This window comes from Actinophytocola sp., from assembly GCF_045807065.1.
Taxonomy (GTDB): domain Bacteria; phylum Actinomycetota; class Actinomycetes; order Mycobacteriales; family Pseudonocardiaceae; genus Actinophytocola.
In genome coordinates, this window is sequence record NZ_JBJMIE010000278.1 from 1 (window position 1) to 15086 (window position 15086).

Consider the following 15086-nt stretch of genomic DNA (forward strand, 5'->3'; position numbering starts at 1 on the left):
CCCGATCAACGCGCGGTGCGCCCCGATCACCCCGCCGCCGCGCTCGCGGACCGCGGCCGGGCACCGGCGCGGGTCGAGCCGGACGGCGACCCAGGTGGTGCGGCGCGCGGCGGCCGGCAGCGGGCCGAGCAGCTCCATGTACGACGCGAGCGCCGGCGAGTTCGGCGGCAGTGCGGCGCTGCCGGGGTAGCAGTGCCAGATGACCTGGATGGTGTCGAGCACCACGCCGCGGTCCTCGAGGCAGGGCGCGAGCGCGCCGAGCGGCAGGTTCGGCGCGCCGCCGAGCTGTGTGACCAGGCCGGGTGCCGGGTCGACCAGCAGCACCGCGGTCCACGTGCCGTCGTGCCAGGACAGGCCGAGCGGGCGCCGCTCGTGGTCGGTGCCGTGCGCGACCACCAGGTCCGGCACGGCGAGCCGCAGCAGCGCGACGCGCGGGTCGTCCGGGCCGGTCACGGGGGTGGCGTCGGAGGAGTCCGCGATGCCCTCGATGCTCACCGGCTTGGTCGGCCTGGACAGCCGGGCGTGCGAGCGGAACGCGTACCGCAGTGTCAGGCCGACCCACTGGGTGAACCAGCGGCCCTTCCACCGGATCGCGGCGACGAGCAGGCCGATGACCGTGATCGCGATGGACACGTAGACGAGGTCGCCGTTGATCGCGATGAGGATCAGCCCGATCGCGAACGCCAGCTCCAGCACGACGAGGTTCGAGACCGGCAGCGCACCGAGGCTCGCGCCGCGCGTGCGGCGCCGGGCCGACATGGGTGGCCGCGGCGGTGTGGGTGGTTGCGGCGGACCGGCACTCGGCCCGTTGCCACCACCACCGCCCCCGGGACCACCGGGGCCGCCAGGTCCAGCAGGTCCGCCGGGACCGCCCTGGCGGCCGTTGGGTGCGACGGGCGGACGCATGCCGGTCGGGGTGGCGGGGCCGACCGGACGGGCGGGGACACCACGCCCACCGTTGCCGCCGAGCGGCGCCCCCGGCGGCTGCGGTCTCGGTGGCTGACCCGGCGGGGGAGTGCGCCCGTTGCCGTGCCGTGGAGGAGTGCCTACCGACATCCGCTCGCTTCTTCCCCTCGTCGTCCAGCGTCCACTCCGCTGGCTCCTACCAGCCCCGATTGTGCCGTTAGTGCCGAACCAACCTGCAACCGACGCCCGTACGGCTATTCTGCGGAACCGTACCGCTATCGGGGAGCTGCAGAGGCGGAAATGCCAACTACACCGACTACCAAGTCACAGGTCCAGGCGTATCGCTTCGTCTTGCGCCGGATGCAGTCGGCGCTGGTCCGCAAGGACGCGGTGATGCTGCACGACCCGATGCGCACCCACACCCGCGCAACGGTCGTCGGCATCTGCATCGCCAGCATCGGCCTGATCGGGTTCCTCATCTGGGGCATCCTCTCCCCGCAGCCCGCGGCACCGACCTCGGACGGCATCGTCATCGGCAAGCCCTCCGGTCAGGTGTACGTGCTCATCGCCAAGCCGGACCGCAAGCTGATCCCCGTCTTCAACCTCGCGTCCGCCCGGCTGCTGCTCATGGCGCAGTCGCAGGACCAGTCGCAGAACCAGGCGAACGGTGCCGCCGCCGCGCCCGCCGCCAGCGCGGGCGCCGTGAAGGTCGTCGCGCCGAGCGTGGTCGACGACAACCAGCTGCGGGACATCCCCAAGGGCCGCAAGGTGGGCATCGCGGACGGCCCGGACCTGCTGCCCAGCCCGGACCAGCGGATCGACTCGGTGTGGACGGTCTGCGACCAGTACATCCTCAACAAGGACCTGAACGAACCCGCGTCCGAGAACAAGGTCGAGACGACGGTGATGGCCGGCGTCAAGGACCTCGGGAAGACGCTGCCGCAGGACCAGTCGCTGCTGGTGAAGGCGCCGGACGGCGCGACCTACCTCGTCTACCGCACGCCCGGCACGGCGAACCTGCCGAACACCAGCGCGGTCCGCGCGAAGGTCGATCTGGGCCGGCCGGAGGTCCGCTCGGCACTCGACCTCACCGGCAAGACACCGCGCGTGATCACGACCGGCATGCTGAACGCCATCCCGGAGAAGGCCGAGCTGAAGAGCCCCGACATCCCGGGCCGGGGCACCGACTCCAACATCGACCTCGGCGACCAGGACCTGACCAAGGTCGGCTCGGTGTTCAAGGTCGAACGTGCCGGCGAGGAGACCAAGTACTACGTGCTCCTCAAGGACGGCATCCAGCCCGTCAAGCAGTCGACCGCCGACCTCATCCGGTACTACGACAACCCGGGTGCCCCGGAGATCAGGGCGGTCAACCCGGACAAGGTCTCCGGCCTCGACGATCCGAAGGTGATCGACGACTCGACCTACCCGGCGGAGGCCACGGACGTCCTCGACCCGGACGCCTTCCCGGTCGCCTGCCTCGGCTGGAGCTACACCGGCTCCGGCGAGGACGCCGACGAGCGCACGGCGGTGTACATCGGCAAGGCGCTCCCCGGTATCCAGCTGGACTCGAAGGGCACGCCGGACTACGTCGACATCTCGACGCCCAGCGCGGACGGCATCCGGGTGGACCACTTCTACATGCCGCCGGGCCGGGGCGCGGTCGTGCGCCAGGCGACGTCCAAGGAGGACTTCACCAGCGGCCGGATCACGCTGATCTCCGACCGCGGCGTGAAGTACGGCATCCCGGACGACGCGACCGCGAAGGGGCTCGGCCTCGACAACCAGGTGCCCGCGCCGGAGAACATCATCCGGCTGCTGCCGGACGGCGCGTCGTTGAGCGTCAAGGACGTGAAGCAGAGCTACGACTCCACGCCGTTCGCCGGCGGCCAGTACCCGTCGACGACGAAGAACTCCGGCGGCGGCTGAGCGGGAGCATCGTTCGAGACGGGCCGGACCCCGCCGGGGTGGGGCGACCGTGCCACGGAGTTCGGCCGGACCTGTGCTCTCCCCGGTTCTGTTCGCAAACCTTTTTCGCAAGCGTCCCGGCGCTCCGGCCGGCTCGCCTATGGTCAGCCTGTGACCGGGATCAAACTGGATGCCACCTGGGTGGGCGGCTACGCGAAACTGGCCGCGGACAGCGGGGACGCCCTCGCCGACGGTGTCGAGGCGATGGCCGTCGAGCCGCTCACCGACGAGTCGTTCGGCCAGCTCGGCCGCCAGCTCCGCACCCCGGAGGCGTACAGCAGGGCCGCCGGCCTGCTGCGTGGCCAGCTGGCCCGCGCGGTCGAGGCGTTGCACGGGGTGTCCGACGGGCTGAACGACGTCACCACCGTCTACCAGGAGACCGACGAGTCGAGCCGGCAGGCGATCTCGCGGGAGCTGCCATGAGCGTCGAGGTCACACAGGCGCCGGACGGCAAGGACCTGGAGAGCCAGATCGCGTCACAGCTGGGGTACCTGTCCCGGCTGGCCCGACAGCTGGGCGTCGCGGATCCGGTCGAGGAGTACTTCTCCCCGGTGGTCGGCCGCTGGAGCGACATGCACGCCGAGGCCGACCGCTGGCGCGTGGTCGGCGAGAGCGTCGAGCAGGTCACCGAGGCACTGAACACCCCGCTCGGCAAGCTGGACGCCGCGTGGGAGGGCGAGGCGGCGCAGTCGTTCATCGCCTACATGCAGCAGGTGGGCCTCGCCGGCAACGACCTGGCCGACGCGATGTCCGCGATGGCCGACGTGCTGGACCAGACGGCCGACGGCATCCGCGAGATCGTCGTCGAGCTGGCCGGCGTGATGGTGGACACGGCCCAGACGGCGTCGGAGGCCATGGCCCTGCCGGTCCAGGGTGACGCCAGGGCCCGGGAGTACCTGGGCCTGGTGCAGGGCCCGACGAAGGAGTTGTTCGAGGCCGTCCGGCAGATCCTGGAGGCGTTCGTGCAGCTGTGCGAGGGCGCCGAGGGTGACGACGCGTTCCGCGGGGTGACGATGGCCCACACGTACCCGGCGGAGGACTGGTCCGCAGTCCCGCCGTCCGTGCCGGGTACCCCGGAGAACCCCGGCGTCCCGGTGGACACGTCCACCGACACGGCCCGGCTGGGCGGTGGCGGCGACTTCGGCGGTGGTGGCGGCGGTCTCGGTGGCGGTCTCGGCGGGGGAGACTTCGGCGGCGGCGCTGCCGCGGCGGCGGCCGACCCGGGTTCCCCGCTGGCGCCCGGCAACTCGACGGTGGCGGGCGAGCAGGCCCCGAGCCCGAGGACGAGCGTGTCCCCCGCCGCGGCCGCGGCCGGTGCGGCGGCGAGGTCCACCGGCACGGGCAGCGGGATGATGCCCATGATGCCGATGACGGGTGCCGGCCAGGGCCAGGGCGACCAGGCGCACAAGCCACGCGCCAAGGTCGTCGGCGACCCCAAGGACATCTTCGGCAAGCCGGAGAAGGCCAGCACCCCGGTCATCGGCGCCGACTGACCCGGTCGCCTCCCCGATCTCGGAGGCCTCGGGCGGCGGGGCTAGCGGGCGCCCACGGTGTTGGGGGACAGATCCGACCCCGTGGCGATGAGCACCGTGATCACGGCGAGCCAGGTCAGAACGAACGTCATCATCCAGAAGCGCGGGTTTGTGAACAGCCTGGTCACGGGGAACCTCCCTCAACGCACACGAATGGTTGACAGCTGGGAGCGCTGACCGGCACGGAGCCGGCCAGCTAGAGCCATCGGTTCTTGCGGAAGATGCGGTAGAGGATCAGACAGGCGACCACGATCACGCACATGATGAGCGGGTACCCGAACCGCCAGTGCAGCTCCGGCATGAAGTCGAAGTTCATGCCGTACACGCCGACCCCCATCGTGGGGACCGCCAGGATGGCCGCCCACGAGGTGATCTTGCGCATGTCGATGTTCTGCTGCAGCGAGATCTTCGCCAGCGTCGCGTCGACGAGGGTCGTGAGCAGCTCGTCGAAGCTCGCCACTCGCTCGGACACGGTCGTGAGGTGGTCGTCGACGTCCCGGAAGTAGGACCGGACCTCCTCGGGCACCAGCGGTGTGTAGCCCTCGGCCAGCCGTCGCAGCGGCACCGCCAGGGGCATGACCGCCCGGCGCAGCTCGAGGATCTCCCGCTTCATCAGGTACATCTGCTCTGCGCCGATCGGGGAGCGCGGCGCGAACACCGTCGCCTCGATGACGTCGATGTCGTTCTCGAACGACTCGCTGACGGCCAGGTACGAGTCGACGATGCGGTCCGCGATGGCGTGCAGGACCGCGGCGGGTCCGATGCGCAGGCGGTCCGGCTCCGCCTCCAGCTCCTCGCGCAGCGAGGCCAGGCTCGAATGCCTGCCGTGCCGGACGGTGACGATGAACTGCTTGCCGAGGAACGCCATGATCTCGCCGGTCTCGACGATCTCGTTCGCGGTCGTCGGCGACTCGTGCTCGATGTACCGAACGGTCTTGAGCACCATGAACAGCGTCTCTTCGTACCGGTCGAGCTTGGGCCGCTGGTGTGCGGTCACCGCGTCCTCGACCGCCAGCTCGTGCAGCCCGAACACCTCGGCGATGCCCTGCAGCTGCTCCTCGCCCGGCTCGTACAGCCCGATCCACACGAAGCCCTCGCGCCGCCGCCGCACCTCGGTGATCGCGTCGACCGGCGACCACCGCCCGGGCAGCCGCTCGCCGTCGACGTAGACCCCGCAGTCGACGACGTGCGCGACCTGCTCGGCGTCGACCTGGTGGTTCTGGTGCCGGCGGTTCGCCCGGCCTCTCAGGTTGCCGAGCGAGGGGATCGCGGGCATGGTGGCCTCCAGCTAGGTTTCGTTCGGAACTGCGACGCGCCACGAAGGGCGCCGGAGCGTCCGCCCGGAACCAGCGGGGGGCCTGCTGCCTTAGCGGGAAACCCGGTGCTGGCTGAAGAACTTTCCGGCGGGGACGCGGGTGCTACTGCAACCGGTGGCGCCGGCATGGTTATGCGGGTCGCTCATGCGTCCTCACCTCCTTGGGTCGATGTGGTGCGGGCTCACTCACACACCAGTTGTCAAGGGTACTCCACCTGCCAGACTGCCGTTGCCCGGTCACGACAAGGAGGTTGACGTGCAGTTCGGTCGCTACTACGAGGAGTTCGAGGTCGGCGCGGTGTACCGGCACTGGCCCGGCAAGACGGTCACCGAGTACGACGACCACCTGTTCTGCCTGCTGACCATGAACCACCACCCCCTGCACCTGGACGCGAACTACGCCGAGAACACCACCGACTTCGGCAGGAACGTCGTGGTCGGCAACTACATCTACTCGCTGCTGCTCGGCATGTCCGTCCCCGACGTCTCCGGCAAGGCCATCGCCAACCTGGAGATCGAGTCGCTGCGCCACGTGAAGCCGACCTTCCACGGCGACACGATCTACGGCGAGACCGAGGTGCTGGAGAAGACCCCGTCCAGGTCGAAGGACGACCGCGGCGTCGTCTACGTCGAGACCCGCGGCTACAAGCAGGACGGCACGGTGGTCTGCGTCTTTCGGCGCAAGGTGATGGTCCCCAAGCGCTCGTACGGTGACGCGCGCGGAGGCGAGCAACCCGGACGGCCGGAGCCTCGGGCAAACTAGTCGCATGAGCGCCGCACTGGACGAGGTTCGTGAACGGTTGCGGCGGTTCGCCTCGGACGTCGAGAAGGCGTCGCCGCTCTACAGCTACCTCGCCGGCAACGCGGCGAACGACGACGATGTCGCGCGCCTGCTGGCGGTGGCGACCGAACCGGATCCCGAGCTGCTGCTCGCCGCCGTCCAGCGGGTGCTGCAGGCCGAGCCGTTCCACGAGCTGACCAACTACTACGCGACGCTGGGCGGTGCGTACGGCCCGGACAACGGCCTGTGGCAGATGTGGCGGGCCTTCGCGCTGGAACGGGCCGACCGGGTCCGCGCGCTCGTGACGACCCGGCGCGTGGCCCGCGGCAACGAGGTCGGCAGGGCCGCGCTGTTCTACCCGGCCGTCGCGTTCGCGGCGCGGCAGGCGGGTGGCGGGCCGGTCGGGCTGCTGGAGGTCGGCGCGTCCGCGGCCCTGCTGCTGGGTATCGACCTGTACTCGTACCGGTACCAGTCCGAGCAGGCCGGCCAGGTCGCCGCGGGGCCGGGCCGGGCCGCCCTCGGCCTGCACTGCGCGCTCCGGCTGGAGCCATCGGGGCAGAAGGGCCCGACGATCCCGAAGCGGTTGCAGGTCGCCGAACGGGTGGGACTCGACCACGATCCGGTGGATCTGACCGACGAGGACGAGTACGCGTGGCTGGAGGCGTGCGTGTGGCCGGACCAGCCGGACCGGCTGCGCCAACTGGGGGCCGCGGCCACCGTACGGGCCAAGAAGACACCGATTCTGGTGAAGGGCGACCCGGTCGCGGACCTCGCGGGCGCGGCGGCACGAATTCCCGCCGAAATCCCGGTGGTCGTACTCACCAGCGACGCGCTGCGACCATTTTCGGCCGAACGGGTGACGGCTTTCCGCGCCGCCGTCGCTGAGTTGGCCGCAGCACGCCCGACGTTCTGGGTGAGCCTGGAGGCCTACTCGGTGGGTCTCCACCCGGACCATCCGGAGCTGGACACGCCCCAGGCGATCCTGTCGTGCGCTCGTTGGGTCGACGGCGAGGAGCTGACGACGCCGCTGGCGCAGACCTCGTGGCACGGCGAACGCATGCACTGGCTCGGCTGAGCCCCGAGGCCCTCGGACGTCCTCGCGGCGTCAGGCGCGAGGCAGGACGTCCCAGTCGGCCAGGACGTCAGACAGCTTGGCCACCAGGTCCAGCTCGGCGAACTCCGCCCTGGTCACCCAGGCTGCCGCGGCCGCGTCGTCACCCGCGCGCAGCCGCCCGCCGACGGCCTCCGCGGCATAGTCGAAGATCAGGAACGGCCCCCGCTGTACGCTCCCGACCAAGGAGCCGACCCGCACCTCGAGGCCGGTCTCCTCACGGAGCTCGCGGGCGACGGCGAAAGCGTCGCTCTCACCCGGCTCCACGCGGCCGCCGGGCAGCGACCACTGTCCCCGGCCCGGTTCGTTGGCTCTCCGGACCAGCAGCAGACGGCCCGCCGCGTCGTGCACGACCGCCCCGACACACCTGATCAACTCATCGGCCACGAACACGAAGCGTAGCCGGAACACCCGCCGGTGCCGAGCCCTTGCCCCAAGAGCAGTAATGGCCTCCCGTTCGGCCAAATCGTGCGGTACAACCATTTTCAAGAACAAGCACAGCAACCCACCCCATGGACACGGAGTAACGCCCGGTGAAAGTCAAGAAGGTTCTGATTCTGTCTGGCGCGGCGTTGTTGGTGTTCTTCCTCGTGACCCAACCCGAGGGCGCCGCGTCGATCGTCAACTCCATCCTGCGCACGTTGCAGGACGCAGCGGAAGCGCTGATCACGTTCGTACGCTCGGTCTTCAACGGCTGAGCCGGGTACCGTCGTAGCATGTTCGCCCCACGGGATCCAGACGAGTACCTGCTCGACACGGAACGCCGAGTCATCCGGGTGCGCATGCACTGGGCATGTCTCGCCTGGGACATCTTCGAGACGGTCGCGCTGCTTGCGGTCGCCGTGATGGTGTCGTACCTGCTCCCGCCGGCGATGTGGCTGGTGCAGAACATCTTGTGGTACGCGGCGCTGTTCGTGCTGCTCCGCTTCACCTACGTGGTGCTCAACTGGTGGGTGGAGCGGATCGTCGTGACCGACAAGCGAATGATGATGACGACCGGCATCATCACCACGAAGGTGCTGATGATGCCGATCGGCAAGGTCACCGACCTGACCTACGAACGGCCCGTGATGGGCCGGATCCTCGGCTACGGCACGATGATCGTGGAGTCCGCCGGTCAGATCCAGGCGCTGAACAGGCTCGAGTACCTGCCCAAGCCCGAGCAGGTCTACGACGCGATCTCCGAGCTCACCTTCGGGGACAAGGACGCTCAGGCCAAGCGCTTCTCGATGATCAAGGCCCAGCGCCTGGCCCGTCGCAAGCCGATGGTGGGGTGACTCGCGTTCAATAGCGACGTGAGGATCGATCTACATACCCACTCGACGGCGTCGGACGGCACGGACACCCCGGCGGAGCTGGTGGCCAACGCGGCGGCCGTGGGGCTGGACGCGCTGGCCATCACCGACCACGACACCACCGCGGGCTGGGCGGCGGCGCAGGCGGCGCTACCGCCGGGCCTGCGCCTGGTCCGCGGCGCCGAGCTGTCGTGCCTGAGCCCCGACGGCCGCGGCGGCACCTGCACCGTGCACCTGCTGGCGTACCTGTTCGACCCGAACGCCCAGGCGGTGGTCCACGAGTACGCCCGAGCCAGAGCCGAACGCCGCGTCCGGCTGGCCAAGATCGCCGACCGCATGGCGGCCGACGGCTTCCCCATCAGCGGCGAGGCCCTGCTGGCCGCGGTCCCCGAGGAGGCCACGGCGGGCCGCCCCCACCTGGCGATGGCCCTGGTCCGCGCCGGCGTGGTGTCCTCGGTCGACGAGGCGTTCGCCCGCTTCCTGAACGACCGGGGCCGCTACTACCTCCCCAGCTCCCGCACCCCGATCGAGGACTCGCTGGAGATGATCGCCGAGGCCGGCGGCGTGACGGTGCTGGCACACGCCTTCGCGACCCACCGAGGCCCCACGGTCACCGGCGACGTGATCAAGGAGCTGGCAGCCCTGGGCCTCGACGGCGTGGAGGTGAACCACCCCGACCACGACGAGGACGCCCGCAAACGCTTGCGCCACCTGGCGGACGAACTGGACCTGATCACGACCGGCTCCAGCGACTACCACGGCACGAACAAGGTGATCGGCCTCGGCCAGGAGACCACCGCGCCAGAGATGCTGGCGGAGATAGCCCGCAGAGCGACGGGCGTGGCGGTGGTGGAGGGCTGAGCCGCCTCCGGCCCCGACGCCACCGAAACTTCTACCGAAAATTCCGCCCGTAACGTAGGCAGCCCCCACCCTGTCCCGGGGGCGGCCCCGGTCCCATTCTACCGGTACTCACCGACAAAAACGCTGGTCAAGTCGGTCTGTGGATAACTTTCGCGAGCGAAGTGACTTTCGCGGAGCGGGTGCGCGGAGCGGGTGCGCGGAGCGGGTGCGCGGAGCGGAGTTCGCGCAGCGGAGTTCGCCGGTGCACCGGATGCGCCGGTGTGCGGTGCGCCGGTGTGCCGGGTGTGCGGTGCGTCGGGTGTGCGGTGCGTCGGCCGTGATCCGGTGCGCCGAGCGCGCGGTGCGCCGGGTTCGCGGGTGCGCAGGCACCGTGGCAGGCTGGCGCGGTGCTGTTTGACGTGCGGCTTTTCGCCGAGGCGGCGATCACCCTCATCGTGATCATGGATCCGCCGGGGACGGTTCCCGTGTTCCTGAGCCTGGTCGGTCGGCGGCCGAGGCCGGCGCGGGTGCGGGCCGCCCGGCAGGCCGTCCTCGTGTCGCTCGGTGTGATCAGCCTGTTCGCCGTGGGCGGCGAGGCGATTCTCGACTACCTGGGCATCGGCATCCCCGCGGTGCAGGGCGCCGGCGGTCTCCTGCTCCTCCTCATCGCGCTGGACCTGCTCACCGGGCGCGACACCACGCAGCCCAGGGAGGTCGAGGACGTCAACGTCGCCCTGGTCCCCCTCGGCACCCCGCTGCTGGCCGGCCCCGGCGCGATCGCCGCCACCATCGTCTTCGTCCGGCACGCCGACAGCGCGGCCAAGTACGTCTCGCTGGGCCTGGCCATCCTCGCCGTGCACCTCGTCCTCTGGCTGTGCCTGCGGTTCTCCGGGCTGCTCATCCGCCTCTTCAAGGACAGCGGGATCACCCTCCTCGCGAAGATCGCCGGCCTCCTCCTGGCCGCGATCGCGGTCCAGCTGGTCGCCGACTCCGTGCACGGGTTCGTGAACGGGGCCTGACGGGTGAGCGGGCCGCCGTGTCTGGACTGAGTGAGCAGCGGAAGCGACCCTCGCTGCGCAGCGCGGGGAGGGAAGACACCGGGTACCGGCCCGCGCACCGCCGAGCGGAGGCGAGGCAGTCGAACACTGTCGGTGGGCAGGGATACCGTTGGTCCGTGCAACTCGGGTTCGACGCCATGCCGCGCAAACTCATCAAGGTCACCCCGTCCCGCCTGGCGGCGTGGGTCGACTGCCCGCGCCGTTTCCGGATGACCTACCTCGACCGCCCGACCCCGCCGCGGGGCGGCGCCTGGGCGCACAGCACGCTCGGCGCCGTGGTGCACAACGCCTTACGCGCCTTCTTCGACCTCCCCGCGCGGCGGCGCACGCCCGACGCCGCGGCCGCGCTCGTGAGCCAGCACTGGAACGACGAGGGCTTCGCCGGGCCCGACCAGGCCGCGCAGTACCGCACCCGCGCGCAGGGCTGGGTCGCCGACTACGTCACCGACCTCGACCCGGGCATCGAGCCGGTCGGCCTCGAACGCTGGGTGTCCGCCCCCGTCGGCACGATCGTCGCCGAGGGGCGGGTCGACCGGATCGACGAGCGGGACGGGGAGGTGGTCATCGTCGACTACAAGACCGGTCGGTCGGCGCTCACCACCGACGACGCGCGGTCCTCGCAGGCGCTCGCCCTCTACGTCCTGGCCGCGCGGCGCACGCTGCGGCGGCCGTGCACCAAGGTCGAGCTGCACCACCTCCCGTCCGGCACGGTCGCCGCCTGGGAGCACACCGAGGAGTCGCTCGCCCGGCACCGGTCCCGTGCCGAGGAGGCAGCGGACGAGTTCAACCTCGCGACGGATACGCTCAAGGCCGGCGGCGACCCGGACGTCTTGTTCCCCGCGCAGGTCGGTCGCCAGTGCGGCTGGTGCGACTTCCGGCGCAGCTGCCCAGAGGGCCAGGCCGCCGGTCCCGCCGTCGAACCCTGGGCGATGCTCGTTCCCTGAGCGGAACGAGCACGAGCACGGGAGGCTAGGAGTTGGATCTTTCGAACGTGACCACGGTGGAGCTGCCGATGTCGCCACAGCCCACGCAGGCACGCCATCGCGGCGGCCTGTGGCGTGAGCTGTCTGGCGCGTTGGCGATCGGCATGTCCGTGCTCGCCGTGGTGGTCCTCGTCTTCCAGGTGCTGGCCTGGGGCCGTGGCGTGCCCGGCCCCGGCATGTGGACGGTGGTCGGACACGTGGTCGCCGCCGCGCTCGCGGTGTTCGTCCAGCGGTTCGCCGACCGGCTGCCCGGCTGGCCCGCCGCCCTGGCCGTACTGGGGGTGGTCGCCGTCTCCGGCGCCGCCTTATGGCTCTTCTGGTGGTCCTGAACCGGGCCAGACCAGATCGATGAACGCCCGCACCGCCGCGTCGACGCCGTCCCGGTCGCCGGTGGCCAGCAGGTCCAGCAACGCGCCGCGGCTGAACGCGAGCGCCATCCGCGCCTGGGCCAGTGGCAGGCCGGCGAACATCGACTCGTCCGCCAGCCACGACGTCACGATCCCCTCGAGCACCGGCGCCACCGACTCCTGACCACCCAGCGCCGCCCCGTACAGCTCGAAGAACAGCCGCTCGTACGGGGCCAGCGCGGGGTCGGCGAGCCGGTGCCAGAACTCGAGCGCCATCTCGCGTGGCGTGCGGGACCGCAGCGCGGCGAGCGCGACCCGCTGGCGTTCCTCCACCGCACGCACGACCTCGACGAGCAGGCCGTCCCGCGTGCCGAAGTGGTAGATCAGCATGCGGTGGCTGGTCCCCGCGCCGGCCGCGATCTGCCGCAGGCTGCGGTCACCCACGCCCGCGTCGGCCAGGTACGCGATCACGCGGTCGAGAAGGTCTGCCCGAGACATGTACCAAATGGTACAGTTCGCGCATGAGACACCAGAGCACCACCACCATCGACGCGCCGATCGACGAGGTCTGGCGCGCGATCCGGGACGTCGAGAAGTGGTCGGACTGGACGCCGACCGTCGACGAGATCCACCTGCACGCCGGCGACGAGCTGCGGCTGGGCGGCGTCGCCACCGTGCGTCAGCCGAAGCAGCCGGCCCGCGAGTGGACCGTCACCGAACTGGACGACGGCCGCTCGTTCACGTGGACCACCAGCAGCCCGGGCCTGCGGTTCTCCGCCGACCACACGGTGACGACCGCCAACGGCACCACGACCGTGGAGCTGACGTTCGCCGTCGCCGGTCCGCTGGCGCCCCTCGCCGGGCTCCTGGGCGGCAGGGCGATCCGCACCGCGGTCGACATCGAGGCGGCGTCGCTCAAGAAGTGGTGCGAACGTACGTCGCGATGATCACCCCGGTGCCGGTCGTGACGGAGCCGGTCAGCTCGAACGCGCCGGCCGGCAACGTGAGCCGCCGCCCCGTGCCGAGCGCGAGCGGGTGGATGGACAGCACGTAGCGGTCCACCAGCGCGCCGAGCGAGCCGACCAGCTCGCCGCTGCCCAGCACGACTAGGTCACCGGACAGCCGCTCCTTCAGCGCCGCCACCTCGTCGAGGTCCGACAGCCGTGCCGAGTTCTGCCACGGCAGCTCCGCCATGGTCCGGGACATCACGTACTTCGGCGCCTCGTTCAGCACCGACGTGAACGGGTTGCCGTCGGTCTGCGCCGGCCAGAAGCCGTAGAGGTCCAGGTAGGTGCGCCGGCCGAGCAGCAGTGCCGCGGAGGTGGTCATGGCCTTGCCGGCCTGCTCCATCGCGACCGGGTCGGCGTAGGGCACGGCCCACCCGCCGGCCGTGAAACCACCACGCGTGTCCTCGTCGGCACGGCCAGGGCCCTGCATGACCCCGTCCAGCGTCACGTTCTCGACGACAACCAGTTCCGCCATCGTGTCCTCCCGGTCCGGGCGCCGGCCTCGCCGGCGACTCGACCCCTACACGAACGGCAGTTCCTCGGATCGACAGGACCGATGCCCGCGGTTACGCGGTCAGCCACGAGCGCCACGTCGGGAGCAGCGTGGCCAGCAGGTCCTCGGGGTTCTCCGTGTTCGGCGAGTGCCGGGCGGCACGGATCACCGCGAAGTCCGCGTCGAGCCGGTCGGCCATGTCCCGCTGGGTCGACACCGGCCAGGCGTCGTCGAACTCGCCGCAGCAGACCAGGCACGGGATGCCGGAGGTGTGGAGCACCCGCGCGAGCGAGCTGACCAGGTCCGGCTCGGTGCGCAGGGCACGGGCCTTGCCGAGCAGGGCCGCCGGCCGCGACCGCACGAACCGCTCCCGCAGGAGGGCACGCAGCGCGGGGGGCTCGCCGGGCCGCGGCGGGGTCATGGCGTCGAGTTGCTCCCGCAGCTTGTAGGCCGCCTCGATGCCCTGCTTGCGCATCGTCGGCTCACCGATGTCCAGCACCTGGCGGCGCAGGCCCTCGGGCAGCTCGGAGGGACCCGAGCACATCAGGGTCAGCCCGGCCACGGGCGCGCCGGACAGCACGGCGGCCCGCGCGACCAGGCCGCCGTAGGAGTGGCCGAGCAGCACGACCGGGCCGCCCTCGGTGGTCAGCTTGCCGACCAGCTCGGCGATCACACCACCGAGCGCCGAGGGCAGGTACGCCGCCTCGTCATCGGGCCCGGCGGACTCGTACTGCCCCGGCAGGTCGATGGCGATGGCGTCGAACCCACCGGCGGCGATGGCGTCGAGCAGGGGCGCGAAGTCCTCCTTGGACCCCGTGTACCCGGGCATCAGGAGCGCGGTGGGGCGCGGCTCCGCCGTGTTGACGGCGCGCCTGCGCAACGCGGCGATCGGACCGTACCGACCGTGCAGGTCCACCCGGTCCGCCCCGTTCGGGGTCAACTGCGACGGAATGCTCACCCATCGAGTGTGCCCCAAATCCGCTCGCGAAAGCGTCGAGTCTCCACAGACTTGTGTCCCACAGCACGAAACTTGTGAAGGATTCCCCACCGGCCCGTGACCTGCGCAGGACGCGCGTCAGCGCAGGGCCACCAGGGTGTCGCCGCGTTGTTCGAGGACCATCGGGCCCAGTTTCGACATCATCACCAGGCCGCCGTAGCCGTCGCGGTCGACCGGCGTGGACGCGACCTGCCTGCCCGTCGCCGGGTCGAGGACGGCCAACGCACCGGGCACCGGAACCAGGATCTTCCCCGCGAAGGCCGTGCCGGGGCCCAGGGCCCGGTCGACCGTCCACAGAGGGCGCAGGTCGTCCATCGACAGGGCGATCGTCTTCGTGCCGGTGAACCAGTAGACCGCGCCGGTCGCCTGGTTCACGGCCACCGTGTGGTCCTTCGGCTCGGTGAGCAGGTCCTGCGCGCCGATGTCGAGCGGGTACGTCCGGACCTGCGCGCC

The 15086-nt window shown here is 71.0% G+C and carries 19 protein-coding genes and 1 pseudogene; 12 read left to right on the plus strand and 8 right to left on the minus strand.

The features are described from left to right. The coding region (gene eccE / locus ACJ73U_RS16140; protein WP_407778456.1) for a type VII secretion protein EccE at window positions 1-759 on the minus strand (759 nt) is incomplete at its 3' end. Between the two features lie 447 nt (window positions 760-1206). On the opposite strand from eccE, the gene eccB reads away from it, so the two are divergent. The 3 genes from eccB to ACJ73U_RS16155 all read left to right on the plus strand — a co-directional run bounded on the left by eccB (window position 1207) and on the right by ACJ73U_RS16155 (window position 4367). Beyond that, window positions 1207-2835: a type VII secretion protein EccB gene (eccB, locus tag ACJ73U_RS16145; RefSeq protein ID WP_407778440.1), complete on the plus strand. Its 1629-nt coding sequence runs from the start codon at window positions 1207-1209 to the stop codon at window positions 2833-2835. 150 nt (window positions 2836-2985) lie between these two features. After that, window positions 2986-3297, plus strand: a complete 312-nt coding sequence (locus ACJ73U_RS16150) for a hypothetical protein (RefSeq protein ID WP_407778441.1) — start codon at window positions 2986-2988, stop codon at window positions 3295-3297. Then, window positions 3294-4367: a WXG100 family type VII secretion target gene (locus ACJ73U_RS16155; protein ID WP_407778442.1), complete on the plus strand. Its 1074-nt coding sequence runs from the start codon at window positions 3294-3296 to the stop codon at window positions 4365-4367. The genes ACJ73U_RS16150 and ACJ73U_RS16155 overlap by 4 nt, the downstream gene beginning before the upstream one ends. A 41-nt stretch (window positions 4368-4408) precedes the next feature. Here ACJ73U_RS16155 and ACJ73U_RS16160 read toward each other — a convergent pair whose 3' ends face one another. Together ACJ73U_RS16160 and corA are read right to left on the minus strand one after the other, a co-directional pair. Then, window positions 4409-4534 carry a hypothetical protein gene (locus tag ACJ73U_RS16160; protein ID WP_407778443.1) on the minus strand — a complete coding sequence of 42 codons (126 nt, stop codon included), beginning with the start codon at window positions 4532-4534 and terminating at the stop codon, window positions 4409-4411. A gap of 68 nt (window positions 4535-4602) precedes the next feature. Then, complete coding sequence (gene corA, locus ACJ73U_RS16165) at window positions 4603-5682, minus strand: magnesium/cobalt transporter CorA (RefSeq protein ID WP_407778444.1); 1080 nt, start codon at window positions 5680-5682, stop codon at window positions 4603-4605. 295 nt (window positions 5683-5977) lie between these two features. Here corA and ACJ73U_RS16170 point away from each other — a divergent pair, with 295 nt between their 5' ends. Further along, window positions 5978-6484 (plus strand): MaoC family dehydratase, encoded by a 507-nt coding sequence (locus ACJ73U_RS16170; protein ID WP_407778445.1) that lies wholly within the window; start codon window positions 5978-5980, stop codon window positions 6482-6484. 4 nt (window positions 6485-6488) lie between these two features. Further along, window positions 6489-7577 carry a DUF2332 domain-containing protein gene (locus ACJ73U_RS16175; RefSeq protein WP_407778446.1) on the plus strand — a complete coding sequence of 363 codons (1089 nt, stop codon included), beginning with the start codon at window positions 6489-6491 and terminating at the stop codon, window positions 7575-7577. 30 nt (window positions 7578-7607) lie between these two features. Here the strand turns inward: ACJ73U_RS16175 and ACJ73U_RS16180 are convergent, their stop codons facing one another. Continuing rightward, window positions 7608-8000 carry an NUDIX hydrolase gene (locus ACJ73U_RS16180; RefSeq protein ID WP_407778447.1) on the minus strand — a complete coding sequence of 131 codons (393 nt, stop codon included), beginning with the start codon at window positions 7998-8000 and terminating at the stop codon, window positions 7608-7610. 146 nt (window positions 8001-8146) lie between these two features. On the opposite strand from ACJ73U_RS16180, the gene ACJ73U_RS16185 reads away from it, so the two are divergent. The 6 genes from ACJ73U_RS16185 (at window position 8147) to ACJ73U_RS16210 (ending at window position 12118) form a co-directional block, all read left to right on the plus strand. Then, window positions 8147-8311 (plus strand): hypothetical protein, encoded by a 165-nt coding sequence (locus tag ACJ73U_RS16185; RefSeq protein WP_407778448.1) that lies wholly within the window; start codon window positions 8147-8149, stop codon window positions 8309-8311. Between the two features lie 18 nt (window positions 8312-8329). Then, complete coding sequence (locus ACJ73U_RS16190; protein WP_407778449.1) at window positions 8330-8890, plus strand: PH domain-containing protein; 561 nt, start codon at window positions 8330-8332, stop codon at window positions 8888-8890. 18 nt (window positions 8891-8908) lie between these two features. Beyond that, a complete protein-coding gene (locus tag ACJ73U_RS16195; protein ID WP_407778450.1) occupies window positions 8909-9769 on the plus strand; it encodes a PHP domain-containing protein in 861 nt (286 codons plus the stop codon). 386 nt (window positions 9770-10155) lie between these two features. Beyond that, on the plus strand, window positions 10156-10767 hold the full coding sequence (locus tag ACJ73U_RS16200; RefSeq protein ID WP_407778451.1) for a MarC family protein: 612 nt from the start codon (window positions 10156-10158) through the stop codon (window positions 10765-10767). A gap of 176 nt (window positions 10768-10943) precedes the next feature. Next, a complete protein-coding gene (locus ACJ73U_RS16205) occupies window positions 10944-11750 on the plus strand; it encodes a RecB family exonuclease (protein ID WP_407778457.1) in 807 nt (268 codons plus the stop codon). A gap of 47 nt (window positions 11751-11797) precedes the next feature. Then, the gene (locus ACJ73U_RS16210) at window positions 11798-12118 is read left to right on the plus strand and encodes a hypothetical protein (RefSeq protein ID WP_407778452.1); all 321 of its coding nucleotides are present in this window, start codon (window positions 11798-11800) and stop codon (window positions 12116-12118) included. Here the strand turns inward: ACJ73U_RS16210 and ACJ73U_RS16215 are convergent. Next, window positions 12095-12634 carry a TetR family transcriptional regulator gene (locus ACJ73U_RS16215; protein ID WP_407778453.1) on the minus strand — a complete coding sequence of 180 codons (540 nt, stop codon included), beginning with the start codon at window positions 12632-12634 and terminating at the stop codon, window positions 12095-12097. The genes ACJ73U_RS16210 and ACJ73U_RS16215 overlap by 24 nt on opposite strands. 23 nt (window positions 12635-12657) lie before the next feature. Here ACJ73U_RS16215 and ACJ73U_RS16220 point away from each other — a divergent pair, with 23 nt between their 5' ends. Next, window positions 12658-13083, plus strand: a complete 426-nt coding sequence (locus ACJ73U_RS16220; RefSeq protein WP_407778454.1) for an SRPBCC family protein — start codon at window positions 12658-12660, stop codon at window positions 13081-13083. On the opposite strand, the gene ACJ73U_RS16225 is transcribed toward ACJ73U_RS16220, so the two are convergent. From ACJ73U_RS16225 to ACJ73U_RS16235, 3 genes and pseudogenes are all read right to left on the minus strand, one after another. Further along, complete coding sequence (locus ACJ73U_RS16225) at window positions 13052-13618, minus strand: dihydrofolate reductase family protein (RefSeq protein ID WP_407778455.1); 567 nt, start codon at window positions 13616-13618, stop codon at window positions 13052-13054. The two genes, ACJ73U_RS16220 and ACJ73U_RS16225, sit on opposite strands and share 32 nt — an antisense overlap. A 91-nt stretch (window positions 13619-13709) precedes the next feature. Then, a complete protein-coding gene (locus ACJ73U_RS16230) occupies window positions 13710-14588 on the minus strand; it encodes an alpha/beta fold hydrolase (protein WP_407778458.1) in 879 nt (292 codons plus the stop codon). Window positions 14589-14711: 123 nt separating this feature from the next. Continuing rightward, window positions 14712-15086 (minus strand): annotated as a pseudogene (locus ACJ73U_RS16235) (hypothetical protein); the annotation flags it as partial.

Coding starts and splice junctions, on each gene's coding strand:
- ACJ73U_RS16225 (WP_407778455.1), bottom strand. CDS start 13,618: ATGGCGGAACTGGTTGTCGTCGAGAACGTGACGCTGGACGGGGTCATG.
- ACJ73U_RS16205 (WP_407778457.1), top strand. CDS start 10,944: ATGCCGCGCAAACTCATCAAGGTCACCCCGTCCCGCCTGGCGGCGTGG.
- ACJ73U_RS16155 (WP_407778442.1), top strand. CDS start 3,294: ATGAGCGTCGAGGTCACACAGGCGCCGGACGGCAAGGACCTGGAGAGC.
- ACJ73U_RS16175 (WP_407778446.1), top strand. CDS start 6,489: ATGAGCGCCGCACTGGACGAGGTTCGTGAACGGTTGCGGCGGTTCGCC.
- ACJ73U_RS16190 (WP_407778449.1), top strand. CDS start 8,330: ATGTTCGCCCCACGGGATCCAGACGAGTACCTGCTCGACACGGAACGC.
- ACJ73U_RS16215 (WP_407778453.1), bottom strand. CDS start 12,634: ATGTCTCGGGCAGACCTTCTCGACCGCGTGATCGCGTACCTGGCCGAC.
- ACJ73U_RS16220 (WP_407778454.1), top strand. CDS start 12,658: ATGAGACACCAGAGCACCACCACCATCGACGCGCCGATCGACGAGGTC.
- corA (WP_407778444.1), bottom strand. CDS start 5,682: ATGCCCGCGATCCCCTCGCTCGGCAACCTGAGAGGCCGGGCGAACCGC.
- eccB (WP_407778440.1), top strand. CDS start 1,207: ATGCCAACTACACCGACTACCAAGTCACAGGTCCAGGCGTATCGCTTC.